This window comes from Candidatus Avedoeria danica (assembly GCA_016703025.1).
Taxonomy (GTDB): Bacteria; Chloroflexota; Anaerolineae; order Epilineales; family Epilineaceae; genus Avedoeria; species Avedoeria danica.
Map to the genome: position 1 here is coordinate 440,253 of JADJCV010000004.1, position 19,003 is coordinate 459,255.

A 19,003-nucleotide genomic window follows, 5' to 3' on the forward strand; every position below is an offset into this window, starting at 1 on the left:
ATCGGGTAGGGGCGCACAACCGTGCGCCCCTACCCGCGCCCCATCGCGCGGCCCGACGTCTGCTCGCCCCGCGGTGATCGCCACGCCCGCGCTCGCCGCATGATCCCGCCACCGCTTCTGCGTCGACTGCGGCTGTCCGCCGTGGCGCTGCTCGGTGTCGCCGGCGCGGCCCTGTGGCTCGCGCTCCGCCCGCCGTCCGGCGCCGGGCTGGCCGGCGCGGCCGCCCACCGCCTGGCGACGATCCCGTTCACCGACGTGCACCCGTGGGGCGCCAACGTCTTCCTCGAGCGTGAGGTCGAGGCGTGGAAGGCGGAACAGACCGTTGTCCTGGCCGCCGACGCCGGGATCCGTTGGGCCAAGCAGCACCTGCCGTGGGCCGATGTCGAGCGCGAGCGCGGACGATTGGACTGGGCGAAGTACGATCGGATCGTCGACGTCTGTGATGCGAACGGGATCGAGGTTATCTGGCGGATCGACTGGACGCCCGCTTGGGCGGCGCGCGACGACCACGGCCCGGGCGCGAACAACGTCCCGGCCGACCCGGCGGACCTCGCCCGCTTCGTGGGCGAGGCGGCGGCGCACTTCAAGGGGCGGGTCCGGTTCTACCAGATCTGGAACGAGCCGAACCTGGCCAGCGAGTGGGGCTACCGGCCCGTCGACCCCGCGAGCTACGTGGCGCTGCTGGCCGCCGCCGCCGCCGCCGCGCGCGCGGCCGACCCGGCCGCGGTGATCATCGCCGCGCCGCTGGCGATCAACACCGAGACCCTGGCCGAGGGCGACAACCTGAACGATCTCGACTACCTGCGCGGGATGTATGCCGCCGGCGCCGCCGAGCACTTCGACATCCTGGCGGCCAACGCGTTCGGGATGGACCGGCCGCCGAACGACCCGCCGGCGCCGGACCGTCTGAACTTCCGGCGAATCGAGTTGCAGCGGGCGATCATGCGCGAAGCGGGTGACGACGAGACGCCGATCTGGCTCTCCGAGTACGGCTGGAACGCTGCGCCGGTCGGCCTGGCGGACAACATCTGGGGCCACGTGCCGGCCGCGTCGCAGGCCGAGTGGACGGTCGAGGGCGTCCGCTTGGCGCAGGCCGAGTGGCCGTGGGCGGGCGTCTTCGGGCTGTGGTACTTCCGGCAGTGGGGCGGCATCGCGCCCGACCGGGCGGATTACTGGTTCGCCGCCGTCATGCCCGACTTCACGCCGACGCGCCTGTTCGACGCCGTGCGCGACGCCGCAAGCGGGACGATCGTTGCCGGCCCAGGTTTCTGGCAGGAGCGCAGCGCGCCGGTGCGCGTGACACCGGGCGGCCGATGGCGCTGGCTGCCGCGCGAGGGCGCTTCGGACGGCCAGGCGCTCGTGGCGCAGGGCGCATCGGCGGACGGCGACGACGGCGCCGCTCGGCCGGCCGAGTCCACTGCCGCGCCGGGCGCTGCGGACCGCGACGGGCTCGTCTTCACGTTCCGCGGGCGCCAGGTCGTTGCCCGGCTGGCCACCGGCCGGCAGGCCGGCACGCTGGCCGTCGAGCTCGACGGCCAGGCGCAGTCCCCGCGTGCGCTCGGCGGCGCCGAGGCGGCCTGGGCCGACGTGACGCTCGTGGAAGGCCTCGACGGCGGTGCGCACACGCTGCGACTGACGGCCGGCGCGGCGGGCGGTGAGATCGCCCTCGACCACTTCCGCGTCGACAGCGGCCCGCCGGCCGACCCGCGCACGCTGTGGTGGGCGCTGCTGGCTCTTGCGGCGGCAGCGCTCTTGGCCTCGATCCTCCGGGACGCGCGGCAGGTGGCCGTGAGGTTGAACGCTTGACCGCGCCCACGGCTGCGGCGGGCGGCGAGGGCGCGGCGCGGCCCGATGCGGTCGCGCCCGTCGACGCGGACGGGGGGAGTCGGGCTGTGGAGAATGACCGCGATGCCGTGCTCGAGGGCTGGGTCGTCCGGACGCAGAGCGGGTTCTATGCGGTCGAGACGGGGGGCGTGATCCTGAAGGCCACGCTGCGCGGTCGGCTGAAGCGGGACCGTGATCGCGAGGGGCTGATCGCCCTTGGCGACCGCGTGAAGGTGCAGCGGACCGCGGCGCCGTCGGGCGGGGGTGGCAATGATGCCGTCATCGTTGAGCGGCTCGAGCGGACGAGCAGCTTGGTGCGCCGGGCGCCGGGTCCGAAGGGCGTCTGGTCAAAGGACGTCGTCATCGCGAACATCGACCTGTTGCTCGTCACGTTCAGCTGTCAACGTCCCGACCCGAACCCGCGCCTCATCGACCGCTTCCTTGCGCTGGCCGAGATCGACGAGCTGGACTGCATGATCGTCATCACGAAGGTGGACCTCGGCATCCAGCCGGTGGTGGCCGCCGACCTGGCGGAGTACGAGCGGATCGGCTACCGGATCCTCCCCGTTTCCGTGCGGACGGAGGAGGGCCTTGCCGCGGTGAAGGAGGCCCTGCACGGGCGCGTGAGCGCCGTCGTCGGGCCGAGCGGGGTCGGCAAGTCAAGCATGCTGAACGCGATCGAGCCCGGTCTCGCTCTCGGCGTCGGGGAGGTCAGCACGACGCATCACAAGGGGCGGCACACGACGCGCGTCGGCGAACTCCACCCGCTGACGGGCGGCGGGCGGGTGGCCGACACGCCCGGCTTGCGCGAGCTTGCGTTGTGGGAGGTGGACGGCGCCGAGCTGCAGTGGGGCTTCGTCGAGTTCCGTCCCTACCTCAACCAGTGTCGCTTCCAGGACTGCAGCCACGTCCACGAGCCCGGCTGCGCCGTTCGGGCGGCGGTGGCCAGCGGCGGGATCAGCGCGCGGCGCCACGACAGCTACGTGCGGATGTTGTCGGGGGATGTCGAGCGGTCGTCGTAACCTGCCGCGTCACGGTCGCTGGAGGCGGAACTCCACGCTGGTGCGCCTGAAGCGGTTGAAGGCGGAAGCGGGCACATCGACCGGATTCGGGCTGTCCGGGCACAGCGCGTAGCCGTCCGGTACGGCCAAGCTGAACGAGGCGTCGCGCCCGAGCGGGTACTGGAAGGTCAGCCGGCCGCTCTTGCCAAGCCTCGCGCCGAGCACGTCCGCCCCAGCCACGACGTCGACGCGCGGCTGCATCGCCAGCGGGACGTCCGTTCCGCGGCGGAAGCGCCGGTCGCAGCCAACGTCGACGTAGGCGAACACGCCGACGCTCCCGCAGTCCCGGACGCCCGTGCAGGCGGTCGTGCGTTCGACTGCGCCAGGGGGCGGCGTCGGGCCGACGGGCGGCGTGGCGCGGAAGACGACGTTGTCCAGATAGGCGCCCTGCGCGTCCGCGCTGCCGTCGGCGCTGAGGAAGATGAACTCGATCAGGACCTGCTTGCCGCGCAGGTCGCCGCGCCACGCACCGTCGTACACGTCGCGGGCGCTGGCCAAGTCGAGGCGGACGCCGCCGTCGATCCAGCGCCGGACGCGGCCGGTGCCGGAGTACAGGATGTGGCGGACGTAGTAGCCCTCCGGCGCTTCCGGCCTGAGGTACGCCACGATCAGGCCTTCGTTGGGCTCGGCGTCCATCCAGAGGTCGAATGCAAGCTCGGCCGTCGCCGCACCGGCCACGTTCGAGAGGTCGAGGGCCAGGACGGTCGAGGCGGTGAAGCTGCCTTCGTATGGCGCGGCGCATGTCGGCGGCCCGGCCGGCGTCGCCCCGTTGGCCCGCAGGCCCCGCGAGCCGCCCTTGGCCTGGCACGTGGACGGCGACCAGCGCGTCCCGGTGCCCGGTCGGTTGAGGTCGGTGTCGTACAGCCAGCGGGTCGGATCGGGCCAGAGGGCGCCCTCGAAAGCATCGAGCGTCGTCGTCCCGTACGGCAGGGCGAAGGCGTGCGTCGAAAGCGCCGAGGACGGCAGGGCGGCGGCGGACGGCTGGGGCAGCGCTTCGACGGCCGGCCGGTCGATCGCCGGCAGCCCGGTCGAGCCGCCGGCGGCCGATGCCGCGTTCGCGCCCGCGAACGCCATGGTGGACGCGACCGCGACGGCAACGAAGCAGCGACGGCCGATGCCCTGTCGATCCTTCTGCTGGGCAGTGTGCTTTGCGTGTGGACTCATTCGGATGGCCTCTCGATGGATGCCGGAACTTCGGGCTGGGGCGGTGTTGTTGAGGGCGAGCGTTCCGCCGCCCCTGGATCATCGGTCTGCGGCGCGGTCTGCGGCGCGGTCTGCGGCGCGCGCTGCCGCGGGGGGCGACGGCCCGGACGGACGACGAGCAGCGCCAAGCCGACGAGCCCGACCAGCGCCGCAGCGGCCGGCAGGACGAACCACCACCAGCGCCCGGCGCGCTGAAGTTGGGGCGCAGGAACCGACGATTCGTCGTCGGACGGGCGGCTCGCGCGGATGCGCGCGGGTTGGACGAGGCCGGGCGGCACGGCGTCGGGCAGGGGCGTTGCGGCCGGGGACAGGCCGCGTTCCCGCCGGTAGGCCTGATAGAGTCCGAGCTGATCGAAGCCGTACACCTCTGTCAGCGCTTCGTCGATCGTCCGATCGCCCGGCGCCACCGTGTCGAACAGCGCGGTCAGCTTGGCGCGGCCGTGCGTGTCGACCAGGTAGGCGATCACGTCGCGGCTCTGCGCGTAGGCCAGCGTCACCTGGTCGGCATCGCCGGGAAAGCTCGTCATCGAGCGCAGGCTCATCACCGTGTCGTCGCGGATCGCGCGGTCGAGGGCGCGGCGCTCGAGCGTGCCGAAGCCGCCCTCGAGGTACATCGCCAGCCCTTCGTCGAGCCAGGACGGGACGTCGATCCAGGTTTCGTCCATCCGGAGGTGGACGGCGACGTGCGAGAGCTCGTGGCGGAGCACGGTCTCGAGCGCCACGCTGCGGCTGCCGGCGTCGAGAACGACGACGTCGTCGGCGACGCGCGCACCAAGCGTCGCCAGGCGGGCCTCGTAGACGTCGCCGCGGCCGAGGAGGGACGGCCGCAGATCGGCCTGCGAAGCGTAGGCGACGACGTTCACCGGCTGTTCGACGGCGAGACCGACGCGCTCGCGGATCGTCCGGAGGGAGGCGACCGCTGACTCGGCCAGCGCCTCGGCGTCCTTGTCCTCGAGGCTGTACGACCACAGCCGCACGCCGGCCACGTCGCGGCTGGTCCAGGAGTAGCGCTGATCGAGGTAGCGCAACGTGCGTCGTTCCGTCTGGATCTGCCTGCCATCCGCCGTCGCGATGTCCCACCACCACCGGATCTCGCTCGTCGGCGGGATCGCACCGCGCGGCGAGGGCTCTTCGTGCCGCGCCACGACGCGCGTGCCGGGTTCGAACTCGGGGACGCGGCGGTTGATCACCTCGCCGTCCCCGATCGTGAAGCGCAGCACGACATCCCGGACGGGCGCGTCCGAGCGGACCTCCAGGCGAAACGCGATGCGCTCGGCGAACGAGAACGTGCCGTCGTTCGCGACGATCACGACGGACGGATCGGGGGTGGCCGCGGGCGGCGGGGTTGGCGTCATCGCCAGAACCGCGGCGGCGAGCGCCGCAAACAGGTTTTGCGCCAGCAGGTCAGTCATGGCCGCGAGTATAGCATCCGGCAGGCAGGGCCTTCGTTAAGGTCGCCGCGCACGTCCTCCGCGTCGCGCCCGTCGATCGTGCCGCGCACCCGCCTATCGCCGGCGGCTCTGGTTGCGCAGCGCCGGCAGCCAGATCCGATCGAAGTTGATCTGGCCCCCGATCGGCGCCGGCGTCGGACGGGCGTGGGTCGGGCTCGCGGCGGCCGTCGGCGTGGGTGGCGCGGTCGGCGCATCCGTCGGCTCGGCGCTCTGCGCCGTCGTCGGCGTCGGGGGGGCCGTCGTGGCGGGCGGCGTCGCGGTCGGGACGGTCGATGCGCCGCCGCGGGGCTGGAGCGCGAGGGCGGCGTCCAGCACGGCGATGAGCGTGCCACGCTGCCACGGGCCGCTGGCATCGGCCAGGTAGTCGGCTGGGTTCTGGCCGGCGAACGCGGCGCCTTCGCCGAACGTCTCCGGGCGGAAGTAGCCGGCCAGCGCCCACGCGGCGTCCGGCATGCCGGCCGGCGGGAAGAGGTCGTAGCGGTCGTGGCTGACGGTGCCGGCGTCGTCGTGGGCCCGCGGCGCGTTGCGGCAGGAGTGCGCGGCACCGTCGGTCGGGACGAACCGGCCGCCGTTGTCAGGCCGGATCGCCTGGTCGTACACCGGGTCGGCGAGCGCAACGGCCTCGCCGGCGGCGTCCGTCCCGGCGAGCGCGGCGTAGTGCCCGCCGATCCGACGCCACCCCTCGCCCGACTGCTCCCAGACGCCGATCAGCACGACGACGCCGGCGGACCGGTCGGCCTGCGCGCGCAGCCACAGCCCATTCGGTCGCAGCGTCGTGGCGACGGCGTAACCGGGCTTGAGCCGCCGCGAGGCCACGTACGACTCAACGCCGTCGACGAAGTCCTCCCAGCGCGTCCCGCGCACGCTGCCGGGCACGCCGCGGTTGTCCGTGTTCACCCGGCCGGCGAGGTCGTCGATGAGCGGCCCGAGGTTCGCCGCGTCGTGGTCGTCGCGAGGCGGCCCGAAGGCGGGGTAGGCCGTGACGAGGCCGTGGCCGTCGCGGACGAAGGGCGGCGCGGCCGGTTGCGGCTCGGCGCGCGAGTCCAGCCACCACAGGGCGTTTGCCAGGGCGACCGGCGCGCTGAACGTCCACTGGCCGGGACCGTTCGCCTCGGCGGCGGCGCGGCTCCACTCCGGCCGGCAGGCCGAGAAGTCCGGCACGCCGACGGGGGCGTAGTCCGTGAGATCAGCGGGGACGTAGTCGATCGGGGCAGGGGCGGCGGCGGTGCCGGCAGGGGTGACGATCTGCGCCGTCCCGAGGACCACGGCGGCCATGGCGACAAGCGCGTATCGTGGTTGTCGAGACATGTCTTGCTCCGCAGGAGGCCGAGGCGTGCGGGCCTCCGACGGCATCCACAGCTCGACCACAGTTGACCGCCCTCTCTCCGCACCGGATACTTCCAACGTCTCCCTACCCGCCGCCGTTATGCCTTCTCGTCCCGCCGACGAGCGCCGAGGCCAGCCCCATGTCCGATGATCATTCGATGGATGACCCAACCGACCTCGACGTCGATGTCGTCGATGTCGTCGACGAAGCCGACGACTTGACGGACGACGCTGTCGGGGACGACGACGCGGCGCATACCGACCTCGCCGAGCTGTACGAGGCGATCGCACCGGCCGATGCGGACGATGTCCTCGCGCGGATCTTCGGCAGCGCCGCCGAGCCGTCCGACGGCGTGTTCCGCAGCGGCTTCGTGGCGGTTGTCGGCCGGCCGAACGTCGGCAAGAGCACGATCATGAACGCCTTCGTCGGCGACAAGGTGGCGATCGTGTCGCCCAAGCCGCAGACGACGCGCCGCCGGATCCTCGGCATCCGCACGACGGACGCGGCGCAGGCGATCTTCGTCGACACACCGGGCATCCACCGGCCGCGGACGCCTCTGGGCAGCTACATGGTCAAGGTGGCGCGCGACGCGATCCCGGATGCGGACGTCGTCGTCTGGGTCGTCGACGCCTCCGTGCCGCCGCGCACGCTCGACGAGCGCGTCGGGGCGATGGTCCGCCGGGCGGGGCGGCCGACGATCCTGGCGCTGAACAAGACGGACAAGCTCCCGGCGGAAGACGTCGCGGCGCGCGTCGCTGCGTTCACGGCGTTGGCCGGCGAGGGCGCACTGTGGGAGCTGACGATCGCCACGCGCGGCCACAACCTCGATCGCCTGTGGGCGCTCATCGCCGCCCAGCTTCCGCCCGGGCCGCTGTACTACCCGGCCGATCAGATCTCCGACCAGACGGACCGAATGCTCGTCGCCGAGCTCGTCCGCGAGGCGGCGCTCTTCCTCCTGGAGGACGAGGTGCCGCACGGCATCGAGGTCATCGTCGAGCAGTGGGCGGTGCGCGAGAACGGCGTGACGGTCATCGGGGCGCGGCTGTTCGTGGAGCGCGAAGGGCACAAGGCGATCGTGATCGGCAAGGGCGGGGCCGTGCTCAAAGGGATCGGCACGCGCGCGCGCCAAGAGATCGAGAAGATGCTCGAAGGGCCGGTGTATCTCGAGCTGCAGGTGGGCGTCCGGCCGGACTGGCGGCGGAGCGCGGAGGGGACGAAGCGGATGGGGTTTGTGTAGGGACGGGGCGAGGCGCCGGTGGCCGGCCGGCCATCAGCTGCCGCGTCGTGCGGGACTCCGTCGTTCCAACCGGCGCACGCCAAGGCCGAGCATGATCAGCAGCCCGACGAGCGCCAGGCGTTGAGGCGTCTCGTCGGAGCCGCCGGTGCTCGGCAGGCGCGCGGGAGGTGGCGGCGACGGCGAAGCCGATGGATCGGCCCTCGTCATCCCTGCGGCGGGGTTCGCGAGGGCAGGTGAACCCGGCACGTCGGTGCGTACGGATTCACCGGACGGCGGGGTGGGCCCGAATGCGTTCGGCGTCGCCGACGCGGGCACGGCAGTTCGTGGGACGGAAGTGCCCGGCATCGCCGTCTCTGCCGGCAACGCCGTCGGTGGCTCGGCGGTTGTCGCGCCGTGGGCGACGCGCACCACGACGCTGCCGCCGTTGTCGTGGCGGCAGGCGTCGGCGTCGTTCATCCGCATCCGGAGCGCACCGGCGTGGTCGGCCACCGTCGATTTGTGGTTCCCGATCAGGAACGGCGGCCCGTCGCCGATGCGCCCGATGAGGGCGCCGTTCTGCTCGTCGGGCAAGGCAGCGTCGGCGCAGGCCCCTTGCACATCGTGCGGGTAGAAGCCCGGGTAGCCGTCCGCATCGAACCCGTTTCCGGCGGTGTTGATCGTCCAGGTGCCCGTGATGTAGCGGACCTCCAGCGCCTCACCATCCGCCAGGTCGATCGCCGCTTCTTGCCAGCCGTCGACCGCGGTCACGGCCAGCGTCGTGGCACGCGTTTGCCCTTGGGCGGGCTGCGTGTCGGCAGCGATGACCGCCACGGTCGTCAACCCGAGCGCGGCACACAGTCCAGCGTACACGGCCTTCACGACGACCTCCTCGTTGCCTGTCGCACTGTCACCCTGTCGCACTGTCAACCTGTCCCACCGCCGGACGAATCGGATTCACTCCCGGCGAAGCGTCGGCTCGACCACCGCCGCCCGCGGCATCCTGGCGCGCCTGCCGGCAGTGCGGCGTCAGCCCCCCCACTCCCCGCGCGCGCGTTCGACATCCGAGGTCATCTGCGCGATCAGCCCCGCGACGTCGTCGAACCGCGCCTCGGGCCGCTGGAAGGCGATGAAGTCGACGGCCATCGGCGTGCCGTACAAGTCGCCGTCCCAGTCGATGATGTGGACCTCAACAGTTTGCGCGTCGCCGTCATCGAAGTGGGGCCGGATGCCGATGTTCGCCGCGCCGCCCTTCGTCAAGTCGCGGCCGTCCGGCAGTTGAAGGTGCGCGCGCACGGTGTAGATCCCGTTCGCCGGCAGCTGATAGTCGTCGTCCAGCGCCAGGTTGGCCGTCGGGAAGCCGAGCGTGCGTCCACGCTTGGCGCCCTCGACGACGCGCCCGCGCAACCGGAACGGCCGGCCGATGAGCGCGCCGGCGCGGGCGACATCGCCCTCGGTGAGCAGAGCGCGGATCCGCCCCGCCGCCGCCCGCTCGCCGTCCACGCTCACGGGCGCGACGACGTGCACGTCGAAGCCGCGCTCCTCGCCGAGCGCGCGCAGCACGTCCAGCGTGCCGGCGCGGTCCTTGCCGAACGCGAAATCGGGGCCGACGACGACGGCCTGCACGTCGTACCACTCGTCCAGCTCGTCGAGGAACTCTGCCGGCGACAGCGCGGCGATCTCGGTCGTGAACGTCAGCCAACGCACGGCCTCGATCCCGTCGGCCATCAGGAGCTGCATCCGGTCCATCATCGAGGTCAGCACCGGCACGCGCCGGCCCGCAAGCACCGTCGCCGGGTCCGGGTGGAGCACGACCGCCGCGGCCTTCACGCCCAGATCGCGCGCCACGGCACGCACGCGCGTCGACAGCGCATGGTGCCCGAGGTGCACACCGTCGAACTTGCCGATCGTCAAGGCGACCGGCAGCCCCAGCCCGTCGTCCGTCATCTTCGCCTACCCCTTGTTGTCGGCCGGGCTGTTGTTGTCGGCCGGGCTGTGGGTCGAGTTGTCGGCCGGCGGGAACACCCGGCTCGGCTGCCAGCGCTCCGTCACGGCATCCCAGCGCGCCATGCCGACGAACGCGCCGCCGGAGTGGTAGACCCGGATCTGCGGTTGCCGGCGGTCGGTGGGCGGCGCGGCGTCGAACTGGCGGCCGGCGCGCATGTCGGCCGCCACGGCGTCGTCGGCCACGATTGCCGGGTAGGCGACCAGCGCGGTGTCGAGCGGGTGGAGGATATGCCCGTACCAGCCCTCCATGAACGCCTCGACGACGCGCGCGAGCGACGTCGCGTCGTCGACGGTGAACGGTCCGACCCGCGTGCGTTCGAGCGCCGAGAGGTGCCCGCCGACGCCGAGTGCGGCGCCGAGGTCGTGCGCGATCGACCGCACGTACGTGCCGCGGGAGCACAGGAGTTCGATCGTCACGTCGGGCGGCGACCAATCCAGGATGTCGAGGGCGTGCACCGTCACGCTCCGCGCCGCCCGCTCGACCTCGATGCCCTGGCGGGCCAGTTCGTACAGCCGCTTGCCCTCGTGCTTCAGCGCCGAGACCATCGGCGGGACCTGGGCGATCTCGCCGCGGAACGCGCCGAGCGCCGCCTCGACGTCCTCGCGCCCGATCGCCGCGAGCCGCCCGGCGTCGCCCGTGGACGTCACTTGGCCCATCGCGTCGTACGTGTCCGTGGCGCTGCCGAGCGTGATCCGGGCACGGTAGCCCTTCACGAAGGCCTGCACGTCGTCCACGACGCGCGTCGCCGAGCCGAGGCAGATCACGAGGACGCCGGTGGCCATCGGATCGAGCGTTCCGGCATGGCCGACGCGCTGCTCGCCGGACGCCCGCCGCACGGCCTGCACGACGTCGTGGCTCGTCCGCCCGGCGGGCTTGTCGATGTTCAGGATCCCGCTCTTGGGCGCGAGGCCGCTGCCCACCAGCGCCAATGCGGGCGAAGGCGGCTTCGACTTGGCCACGGGCAACGGCATGATGCCGTCCGGCACGGCGTAGATCCGCGTCGCCCACGACGGGATGACGGCATCGTCGTCTACCGGGCCGCCGCCACCCCCGTCGTCGCCCGCCGCGTCCTCGCCGTCCGTTCGCGTCGGCTCGAGCGGGTCGATCGGCTCCACCGGCCCCACCGGCACCACCGGCTCCAAGGGCTCGATGGGCTCGACGGCGTCCTCGGACATCATCGTTCCGCCGCCGCCACGTGCGCCGCCAGCGCCTGCCGGACCGCGTCGAGCGCCGCCGGCAGCGGCCCGGGCGTGCGCCCGCCGGCCGCCAGCGCATGCCCGCCGCCGCCCAGCGCCCGGGCCGCCGGCACGAGGTCGACGGTGCCCTTCGCGCGAAGGCTCACGTCGAACGTGCCGTCGTGGCGCTCGCGCAGCAGCGCGACGGCCAACGGTTCGACGGCCGTCGCCAGCGCCTGGACGATGCCGCGGCCGTCCTCGGGCGCGGCGCCAAGGCCCTCGAAGTCGGACAGGGACAGCCACGAGATCGCGAATGGGCCGTCCATCACGACGCGATCGAGAGCGCGGCCCTCGAGGCGCAGGCCGGCCAGCGGGCGGCTGAGGAAGACGCGGCGCGCCACGTCGGCCAGATCGGCGCCGTCGGCGACGAGTCGGCTGGCCGCGGCCAGCGTCGCCGCCGACGTCGACGGTGTTCGGAAGCCGATCGTGTCCGTGACGATGCCGCACAGCAGGCACGTCGCGGCCTCCGTGGAGAGCTGAACGCCCAAGGCATCGGCCACCGCGAGCAGGATCTCGCACGTCGAAGACGCGCTCGGCACGATGCAGTCGACGTCACCGAAGCCGGTGTTGGAGATGTGGTGGTCGATCACGAGCGTCGGCTGCGCCGCCCAGGTGTCGGCCGCATGGAGCGTCCCGAGACGACCGGCGTCGCCGGCATCCACGGCGACGGCCAGGTCGTACGGCCCGCCGGCGGCAATCCCATGCCCCCCGTGCGTGGTCGCATGGCCCCCGTGCGAGGTCGGATGCCCGCCCGGCCCCGACGCCACGATGTCCTTGGCCCCCGGCAGCCAGATCCCGTCGCGCGGCGGCGCATCCTGGCACGCCACCGTTGCCACCTTGCCGAGCGCCCGCAGGATGTGCGCCAGCCCGAGCGCGCTGCCGATCGCGTCGCCGTCCGGATCGACGTGGGTGCCGATCCAGACCCGTTCGGCCTGCCGAAGCGCCCCGGCGGCGGCGGCGACGGCGTCGGCCTGTGTGGCGGCGTGCGGGGCGGCTGCGGTCACGGCGCCTTGTCGCCGGGATCGTCGCCCTCACCGGTCCATTCGGGATCCTCGGACAGGTGGTCGAGCAAGTCGAGGACGCGCTTGCCGGCGATGAACGCGCGGTCGAACGCGAACACGAGATGCGGCAGGCGACGCAGCCCGACGTCCGCCAGTTCCGCCCGCAGCCCGAACTCGGCCGCCTTCAACGCGACGATGATCGCCTGGATTTCGGCTTCGTCCTCGGTCGGCGCGCGGAAGTAGACCTTGGCCGTCGCAAGGTCCTGCGTCGTCTCGACGCGCGTCACGACGACATCGGCCAGCGTGTCGTCCTCGTCGGCCGGACCGGGGATCAGGAGCGAGAGCTCCTCGAACAGCCGCTCGTTGATGCGGCGCTGTCGGAGCGTGGCCACTATCGGACCCGTTCGCGGATGCAGGCCTCGATGACGTCGCCCACCTGCAGCACGCTGCCGTCGTCCAAGCCGATGCCGCACTCGAACCCTTCGCGCACTTCGCGAGCATCCTCGGCGAAGCGCTTGAGGGACGAGATCGACGACTCGCTGATCAGCTCGCCGCCGCGAAGGAGCCGTGACTTGGCGTTGCGCCGGACGACGCCGCTCGTCACGAGCGAGCCGGCGATGCGTCCGACCTTGGTGATGTTGAAGACCTGCCGGATCTCGGCCGTGCCGATCACCTTGTCCTCGTACACCGGATCGATCATGCCCTTGAGCATGAGCTCGACGTCCTCGGACAATTTGTAGATGATGTCGTACTCGCGGATCTCGACGTTCTTGGAGAGCGCCATGCGCCGCGCCCGCCCATCCGGGGCGCTCCGGAAGCCGATGACGACCGCGCCTGACGCGGCCGCGAGGTTGATGTCGCTCTCCGAGATGTCGCCGGCCGATGCGTGGAGGATGTCCACCTTCACCTCGCCCGACAGCTTCTCGAGCGTTTCGACGACCGGTTGGACCATCCCCTGCACGTCCGTCTTGACGACCAGGTTGAGCGCCTTCACGTCGCCGGCCGCCGCCTGGGCGAACAACTCCTCGAGCGTCAGCGGCCGCGCGATGACGTTGTAGACGCGGGCGTGGCTGTCGGAGTAGTCGCCGCTGCGCCCCTTGGCGGCGCGCTGGTCCTTGACGACCTCGAATCGCGCACCGGCGCTGGGCACCTTGTTCAGGCCGAGGATCTCGACCGGCATGCTCGGCCCGGCGACCTTCACCTCGGCGCCGGTGTGGTCGAACATCGCCCGCACCTTGCTGAAGTCGTCGTCCACCACGATCAGATCGCCACGGTTCAACGTGCCGCTCTGGACGAGGACGGTCGCCGCCACACCGCGCGCCGGGTCCACCTTGCCCTCGAGCACGGTGCCCCGCGCCAAGCGTTTGGGGTTGCCCTTGGGTGGGAACTCCTCCGCGGTGAACAGGATCGCGTCCAAGAGCTCGTCGATGCCCGTCCCCGTCGACGCCGACGTCTGGACGAAGAACACGTCACCGCCCCAGCTGTCCGGGACGACGCCGAGCTCGGCCATCTGCTCGTAGATCCGGTCTGGCTTGGCCTCCGGCAGGTCGGACTTGTTGACCGCCACGACGATCGGCACGCCGGCTGCCTTGGCGTGGTCCACCGCTTCCTTCGTCTGCGGCATGACACCGTCGTCCGCCGCCACGACGATGACCGCGATGTCCGTCGCCTGCGCGCCGCGGGCCCGCATGGCGGTGAACGCCTCGTGGCCCGGCGTGTCGATGAACGTCACCGGCTGGCCGTTGCGCTCGGCGGTGTACGCCCCGATGTGCTGCGTGATCCCGCCCGACTCGCCCGCCGCGACGCGCGTGTTGCGGATCTTGTCGAGCAGACTCGTCTTGCCGTGGTCGACGTGCCCCATGATCGTGACGACCGGGCTGCGGGTCTCGAGCTTGTCGGCCGGTTCGTCGACAAGGTACCACGGCACCACCGGCCCTTCCGGCACGGCCGGAACCTCGGGTTCCTCGGGCGCCGGCGCTGCGGGCGCGGCGGCCTTGGCCGGCTTCACCTCCGCCCCTTCGAGGAGCAGGTCGAAACCGAGGTCCTCGGCGACGAGCGCTGCGGTCTCGTAGTCGATGGACTCCGAGATCGCCGCCATGATGCCGTTGGCGATGAGCGCCTTCAGGAGCTCGATCGGGCTGATCGCCAGCCGATCGGCAAGCTCCCGGACCGGGATCGTCGCCGGGATCACGACCGTCGTGCGTTGTTTCGTGGTGTCTGTCATTGCGCGTCTCCCCCGCCGGACACTCGTCCGGTCGCAGTTGTGGCGGCGTGCCGACGCGCGTGGCGGCCCTCAAGTGAGGGCGCGCGGCGCCGGATCAGCCGTGCCGTGTCATCGTTCAGCCCGCGTCGTCAGCGCTGCCCGTCTTGGGCAGGCCACGCCGTCTTCTTCCAGTTCGAGGGCGCGAGCGCGAAGTCGCGCCGCATCAACTGCACCGAACTTCGCCTTCAGCGCCCGCTCGAGCTTGGGCACGAGGCCCGGATCGGCCCAGCAGCTGCGCCACGTCCCGACATACGCGCCCCGACCGGCCGTCTTGCCGCTCGGGTCGAGCGAGACCGCCGTGCCGTCCCAGACCACCCGCACGAGCTCGCGCTTGGGCGCCCGGGCGCGGCAGAGCGCGCACATCCGTTCCGGCACGCGTCGGGGGGTCATCGTGCCCGCTCGCGATCATTCGTCGTCATCGCCGCCGGCGATGAAGTCATCTTCGGTGAAGCCCATGTCGTCCAGGTTCTCCTCGCCCGCCAGCCGGTCGTCGACGTCGTCCTTCCAGCTGGCGCGCGAGTCTTTGCGCCGGCGCTGGACGACGAGGTTGCCCGTCTTCGGGTCACGCACGAGCCGCTTGCCGCGGTTGCGCTTCTTGGAGGACGTCTCGAACAGCAGGTCCTCGTCCGTCTCCTCGTCCGTTTCGCCTGTCGGTTCGGCCGTTGCGGTGTCGTCGCCTGCCGCCGGAACGACTGCCGGCTGCAAGGCCGGCACGGGCTCCGCGACGCCCTCCGGGGCCGGGACAAGCGCCTCGGGTACTTCGATCACCGCCGCCGGGGCGACCTCGACGGCCGTTTCAGCCGCGACGGCAACCGGCTCGACGGCTTCGGGCGCCTCGACCGCGGCCGCAACAGGCGCAGCCGTCGGCTCTTCGTCGGCTGACGCCGCCCGCTCGACGGCCGCAGCGGCAACCGCCGCCGCCAGCGCTTCGGCCGCCGCCGTGGCGGATGCGGCGCGGTCGCGCGTGCGCAGCTCGTCGTCCACGCGGATCCGCTCGATCAACTCGCCGGCCTCGCTCTCGGCGCGGATGTCGATCCGCCAGCCGGTGAGCTTGGCGCCGAGCCGGGCGTTCTGGCCCTCGCGGCCGATCGCCAGGCTGAGCTGGTCGTCTGGCACGACGACGTTGGCGGTGCCGCGGGCGGGCGAGCCCTCGTCCTCACCCTCGCTGAGCCAGACGTGGATGACCTTGGCCGGCGAGAGGGCATGCTTGATGAACACCCGCGGGTCGGGGTCCCACTCCACGATATCGATCTTCTCGCCGCCGAGCTCTTTGACGAGCGTCTGGATCCGGACGCCGCGCATGCCGACGCATGCCCCGACGGGATCGACACCCTGTTGGAGCGACCAGACGGCCACCTTGGAGCGGCTGCCGGCCTCGCGGGCGATGGCCTTGATCTCGACGATCCCCTGGAAGATCTCCGGAATCTCGAGCTCCATCAGCTTGGAGAGCATCGTCTTGTGGGTTCGGCTGACGATGACCTGCGGGCCCTTGGGCGAGCGCTTGACCTCGCTGACGTAGACCCGGATTCGCTGGTTGGGCAGGTAGCGCTCGCCGGGGATCTGGCCGGCCTTCGTCAGCACGGCTTCGACGCGGTCGAGCGCGACCGTGATCAGGTCACGGTTGGCGCTTTGGACCACGCCGTACACGATCTCGCCCTCGCGGTCGGCATACGTCAGGTAGGTCTGCTCGCGCTCGGCCTCCCGGATCCGCTGGAGGATCACCTGCTTGGCCGTCTGCGCCGCGATCCGGCCGAAATCCTTGGGGGTGACCTCGACGGTGATCGTATCGCCGACGCGCGCGTCGGGCTTGACCTCGAGCGCCTGCTCGAGCGTCCACTCCGACAGCGGATCCTCGATGAACTCGGGCTCCGTCACAGCGTAATGACCGAAGACGCGGGCCAGGCCGCTCGTCTCCGAGATCTCGACGGTGACGCTCGACGCGGTCCGATCGGCGATCTTGTCGTACGCCGACCGCAACGCGGCCTTGAGCGCCTCGAGGATGACCTCAGGCGGCAGCTCGCGCGCCGCGCTCAGACCGCGCACGGCGGTCATCAGCTCGGACTTGGTGGTTGTGGCGGCTGCGACGGCCATTTCACTTCCCCGCGGACGTTTTTGAGAGCACGGTCGGACCCATCGAACGACGGTATCCAAGAGACACGGAGTCCAAGAGACACTGAGCCCAAGAGACACGGAGTCCAAGAGACACTGAGCCCAAGAGACACTGAGCCCAAGAGACACAGAGCCCAAACGACGGGTGATCACCGAAAACGAACGATCACCCAACAAACAGAAAAGTGGGGAGGCCCCACTCTTCGCAACCCACGATCGGCCCCCGCATGTTGGCGGCTCACGAGTATATCGCGCCACGCTCTTCCGGACAAGTCTGTTTTCGGCATGATGCGCACGATATAATCGCCACCCGTCTTCCCCGACGGCATTCCCGACAGAGCGGAGGCAACGATGAGCCCCCAGCAGCCGGTGATCACGGCCCGCCCGCGCGTGGCATCGCGCGCCGAATACGAGGAACGCTATCGCCGATCGATCGACGATCCCGAAGGCTTCTGGCTGGCCGAGGCTTCGCGCCTGGACTGGGACGTGCCCCCCGCTGCAGCCGGCCGCTGGGACTTCAACGCGGCCGACTTCGCGTGGTACGAGGGCGGCCGACTGAATGCGTGCCTGAACTGCGTCGACCGGCACGCCGCCCGCGACCCGGACCGCACGGCGATCATCTGGGCCGCCGACGAACCCGGCCGCTATGCCCACATCAGCTACGGCCAGCTGCGCCACGAGGTCTGCCGCGCGGCGAACGCGCTCCACACGGCGGGCGTCCGCGCCGGCGACCGCGTCTGCCTCTACCTACCGATGATCCCCGAGCTGGCGTACACGATGCTGGCCTGCGCCCGCCTCGGCGCCGTCCACTCGATCGTCTTCGCCGGCTTCTCGGCCGACGCGCTCCGCGACCGGATCCTCGACGCCGGCTGCCGCGTCGTCGTCACGGCCGACGAGGGGCTGCGCGGCGGGCGGACGATCCCGTTGAAGGCGACGGTGGACGAGGCGGTGGCGCAGGCGCCGTGTGTGGAGACCGTCTTCGTCGCCCGACGCAGCCACGCGTCCGTCGGCATGACCGCCGGCCGCGACGTCTGGCTGGACGAGGCGATGGACCGCGAGCGCGGCACGTGCCCTGCGGTGTCGATGGACGCCGAGGCGCCGCTGTTCATCCTCTACACCTCGGGCTCGACGGGCAAGCCGAAGGGCGTTGTCCACACGACGGGCGGCTACCTGGTCTACGCCGCGTTGACGCACGAGACGGTCTTCGACCTCCGGGACGACGACATCTATTGTTGCGCCGCCGATGTCGGCTGGATCACGGGCCACAGTTACATCGTCTACGGCCCACTGGCCAACGGCGCGACGACGGTGATGTTCGAGTCCACGCCGCTTCATCCGGATGCCGGCCGGTACTGGCGGATGGTCGACGAACTCGGGATCACGGTCTTCTACACCGCGCCGACCGCGCTGCGGGCGATCCTGCGCGAGGGCGACGACTGGGTTCATCGCCACGCGCGCGCCTCGCTGCGGGTGCTCGGAACGGTCGGCGAGCCGATCAACCCCGATGTCTGGTGGTGGTACAACGACGTCGTCGGCGGTGGGCGGTGCGCGGTGGTGGACACGTGGTGGCAGACCGAGACGGGCGGGATCCTGATCACGCCGCTCCCCGGGGCCGTCGCGCCGAAGCCCGGCGCGGCGATGCGACCGTTCTTCGGCATCGAACCGGTCGTCGTGGACAACGAAGGGCGCGAGGTCGTGGGGGACGGGATCAGCGGCAACCTTTGCCTGAAGCGCTCGTGGCCCGGCCAGGCGCGCACGCTGTACGGCGACCACGCCCGATTCAAGGCCACGTACTTCACCCAGTTCCCCGGCCTCTACTTCACCGGCGACGGCTGTCGGCGAGACGAGGACGGCGACTACTGGATCACCGGCCGCGTGGACGACGTGCTCAACGTCAGCGGCCACCGTCTCGGCACCGCCGAGATCGAGAGCGCCCTCGTGGCCCACCCGGCCGTCGCCGAAGCGGCCGTCGTCGGCTTCCCGCACGACCTGAAGGGCGAGGGCATCCACGCCTACGTCCTCGTCAAGCCGGAGCACGAGCCCGCGGACGACGAGGCGCGCGATGCGCTCGTCGCGTCGCTGAAGGCCCAGGTCCGCAAGGCGATCGGCGCGATCGCGACGCCCGACCGGATCCAGATCACGGCCGGGCTGCCGAAGACGCGCTCCGGCAAGATCATGCGGCGGATCCTGCGCAAGATCGCGGCGGGGGAGACGGACGCCGGGGCGCTGGGGGACGTGACGACGTTGGCGGATCCGGGGGTGGTGGAGGGGTTGATGGGGGGGCGGGGGTAAGCCGGACCGGGCGGAC

Annotated in this window: 15 protein-coding genes; 4 read left to right on the forward strand and 11 right to left on the reverse strand. The window is 71.7% G+C overall.

What is annotated here, in order from left to right; translation table 11 throughout:
* Positions 1–99 precede the first annotated feature (99 nt).
* Positions 100–1,806, forward strand: coding sequence for an endo-1,4-beta-xylanase (locus IPG72_05115; protein ID MBK6768402.1), 1,707 nt, complete (start codon positions 100–102; stop codon positions 1,804–1,806).
* A 107-nt stretch (positions 1,807–1,913) separates the two neighbouring features.
* Positions 1,914–2,846 (forward strand): ribosome small subunit-dependent GTPase A, encoded by a 933-nt coding sequence (rsgA, locus tag IPG72_05120; GenBank protein MBK6768403.1) that lies wholly within the window; start codon positions 1,914–1,916, stop codon positions 2,844–2,846.
* Positions 2,847–2,855: 9 nt separating this feature from the next.
* On the opposite strand, the gene IPG72_05125 is transcribed toward rsgA, so the two are convergent.
* The 3 genes from IPG72_05125 to IPG72_05135 form a co-directional block, all read right to left on the reverse strand.
* Positions 2,856–4,049, reverse strand: coding sequence for a hypothetical protein (locus IPG72_05125; GenBank protein ID MBK6768404.1), 1,194 nt, complete (start codon positions 4,047–4,049; stop codon positions 2,856–2,858).
* Entirely contained in the window at positions 4,046–5,500 is a 1,455-nt protein-coding gene (locus IPG72_05130) for a hypothetical protein (GenBank protein ID MBK6768405.1), read from the reverse strand. Before IPG72_05130 ends, IPG72_05125 begins: the two co-directional genes overlap by 4 nt.
* Positions 5,501–5,593: 93 nt before the next feature.
* On the reverse strand, positions 5,594–6,814 hold the full coding sequence (locus tag IPG72_05135) for a hypothetical protein (GenBank protein MBK6768406.1): 1,221 nt from the start codon (positions 6,812–6,814) through the stop codon (positions 5,594–5,596).
* 209 nt (positions 6,815–7,023) lie between these two features.
* Here IPG72_05135 and era point away from each other — a divergent pair, with 209 nt between their 5' ends.
* Positions 7,024–8,103 carry a GTPase Era gene (gene era, locus IPG72_05140; protein MBK6768407.1) on the forward strand — a complete coding sequence of 360 codons (1,080 nt, stop codon included), beginning with the start codon at positions 7,024–7,026 and terminating at the stop codon, positions 8,101–8,103.
* Positions 8,104–8,136: 33 nt separating this feature from the next.
* Here era and IPG72_05145 read toward each other — a convergent pair whose 3' ends face one another.
* From IPG72_05145 to nusA, 8 genes are all read right to left on the reverse strand, one after another.
* Positions 8,137–8,961, reverse strand: coding sequence for a hypothetical protein (locus IPG72_05145; GenBank protein ID MBK6768408.1), 825 nt, complete (start codon positions 8,959–8,961; stop codon positions 8,137–8,139).
* A gap of 147 nt (positions 8,962–9,108) precedes the next feature.
* A complete protein-coding gene (gene ribF / locus IPG72_05150; GenBank protein MBK6768409.1) occupies positions 9,109–10,026 on the reverse strand; it encodes a riboflavin biosynthesis protein RibF in 918 nt (305 codons plus the stop codon).
* 6 nt (positions 10,027–10,032) lie between these two features.
* Positions 10,033–11,265, reverse strand: coding sequence for a tRNA pseudouridine(55) synthase TruB (gene truB / locus IPG72_05155; protein ID MBK6768410.1), 1,233 nt, complete (start codon positions 11,263–11,265; stop codon positions 10,033–10,035).
* Positions 11,262–12,326: a DHH family phosphoesterase gene (locus tag IPG72_05160; GenBank protein ID MBK6768411.1), complete on the reverse strand. Its 1,065-nt coding sequence runs from the start codon at positions 12,324–12,326 to the stop codon at positions 11,262–11,264. Before IPG72_05160 ends, truB begins: the two co-directional genes overlap by 4 nt.
* Positions 12,323–12,715, reverse strand: a complete 393-nt coding sequence (locus IPG72_05165) for a ribosome-binding factor A (protein ID MBK6768412.1) — start codon at positions 12,713–12,715, stop codon at positions 12,323–12,325. The genes IPG72_05160 and IPG72_05165 overlap by 4 nt, the downstream gene beginning before the upstream one ends.
* Positions 12,715–14,547 carry a translation initiation factor IF-2 gene (gene infB / locus IPG72_05170; protein ID MBK6768413.1) on the reverse strand — a complete coding sequence of 611 codons (1,833 nt, stop codon included), beginning with the start codon at positions 14,545–14,547 and terminating at the stop codon, positions 12,715–12,717. Before infB ends, IPG72_05165 begins: the two co-directional genes overlap by 1 nt.
* 108 nt (positions 14,548–14,655) lie before the next feature.
* A complete protein-coding gene (locus tag IPG72_05175; protein ID MBK6768414.1) occupies positions 14,656–14,976 on the reverse strand; it encodes a YlxR family protein in 321 nt (106 codons plus the stop codon).
* Positions 14,977–14,991: 15 nt separating this feature from the next.
* Positions 14,992–16,677, reverse strand: coding sequence for a transcription termination/antitermination protein NusA (gene nusA / locus IPG72_05180; GenBank protein ID MBK6768415.1), 1,686 nt, complete (start codon positions 16,675–16,677; stop codon positions 14,992–14,994).
* Positions 16,678–17,046: 369 nt separating this feature from the next.
* On the opposite strand from nusA, the gene acs reads away from it, so the two are divergent.
* The gene (gene acs / locus IPG72_05185; GenBank protein MBK6768416.1) at positions 17,047–18,987 is read left to right on the forward strand and encodes an acetate--CoA ligase; all 1,941 of its coding nucleotides are present in this window, start codon (positions 17,047–17,049) and stop codon (positions 18,985–18,987) included.
* The last annotated feature ends 16 nt before the right edge of the window (positions 18,988–19,003 follow it).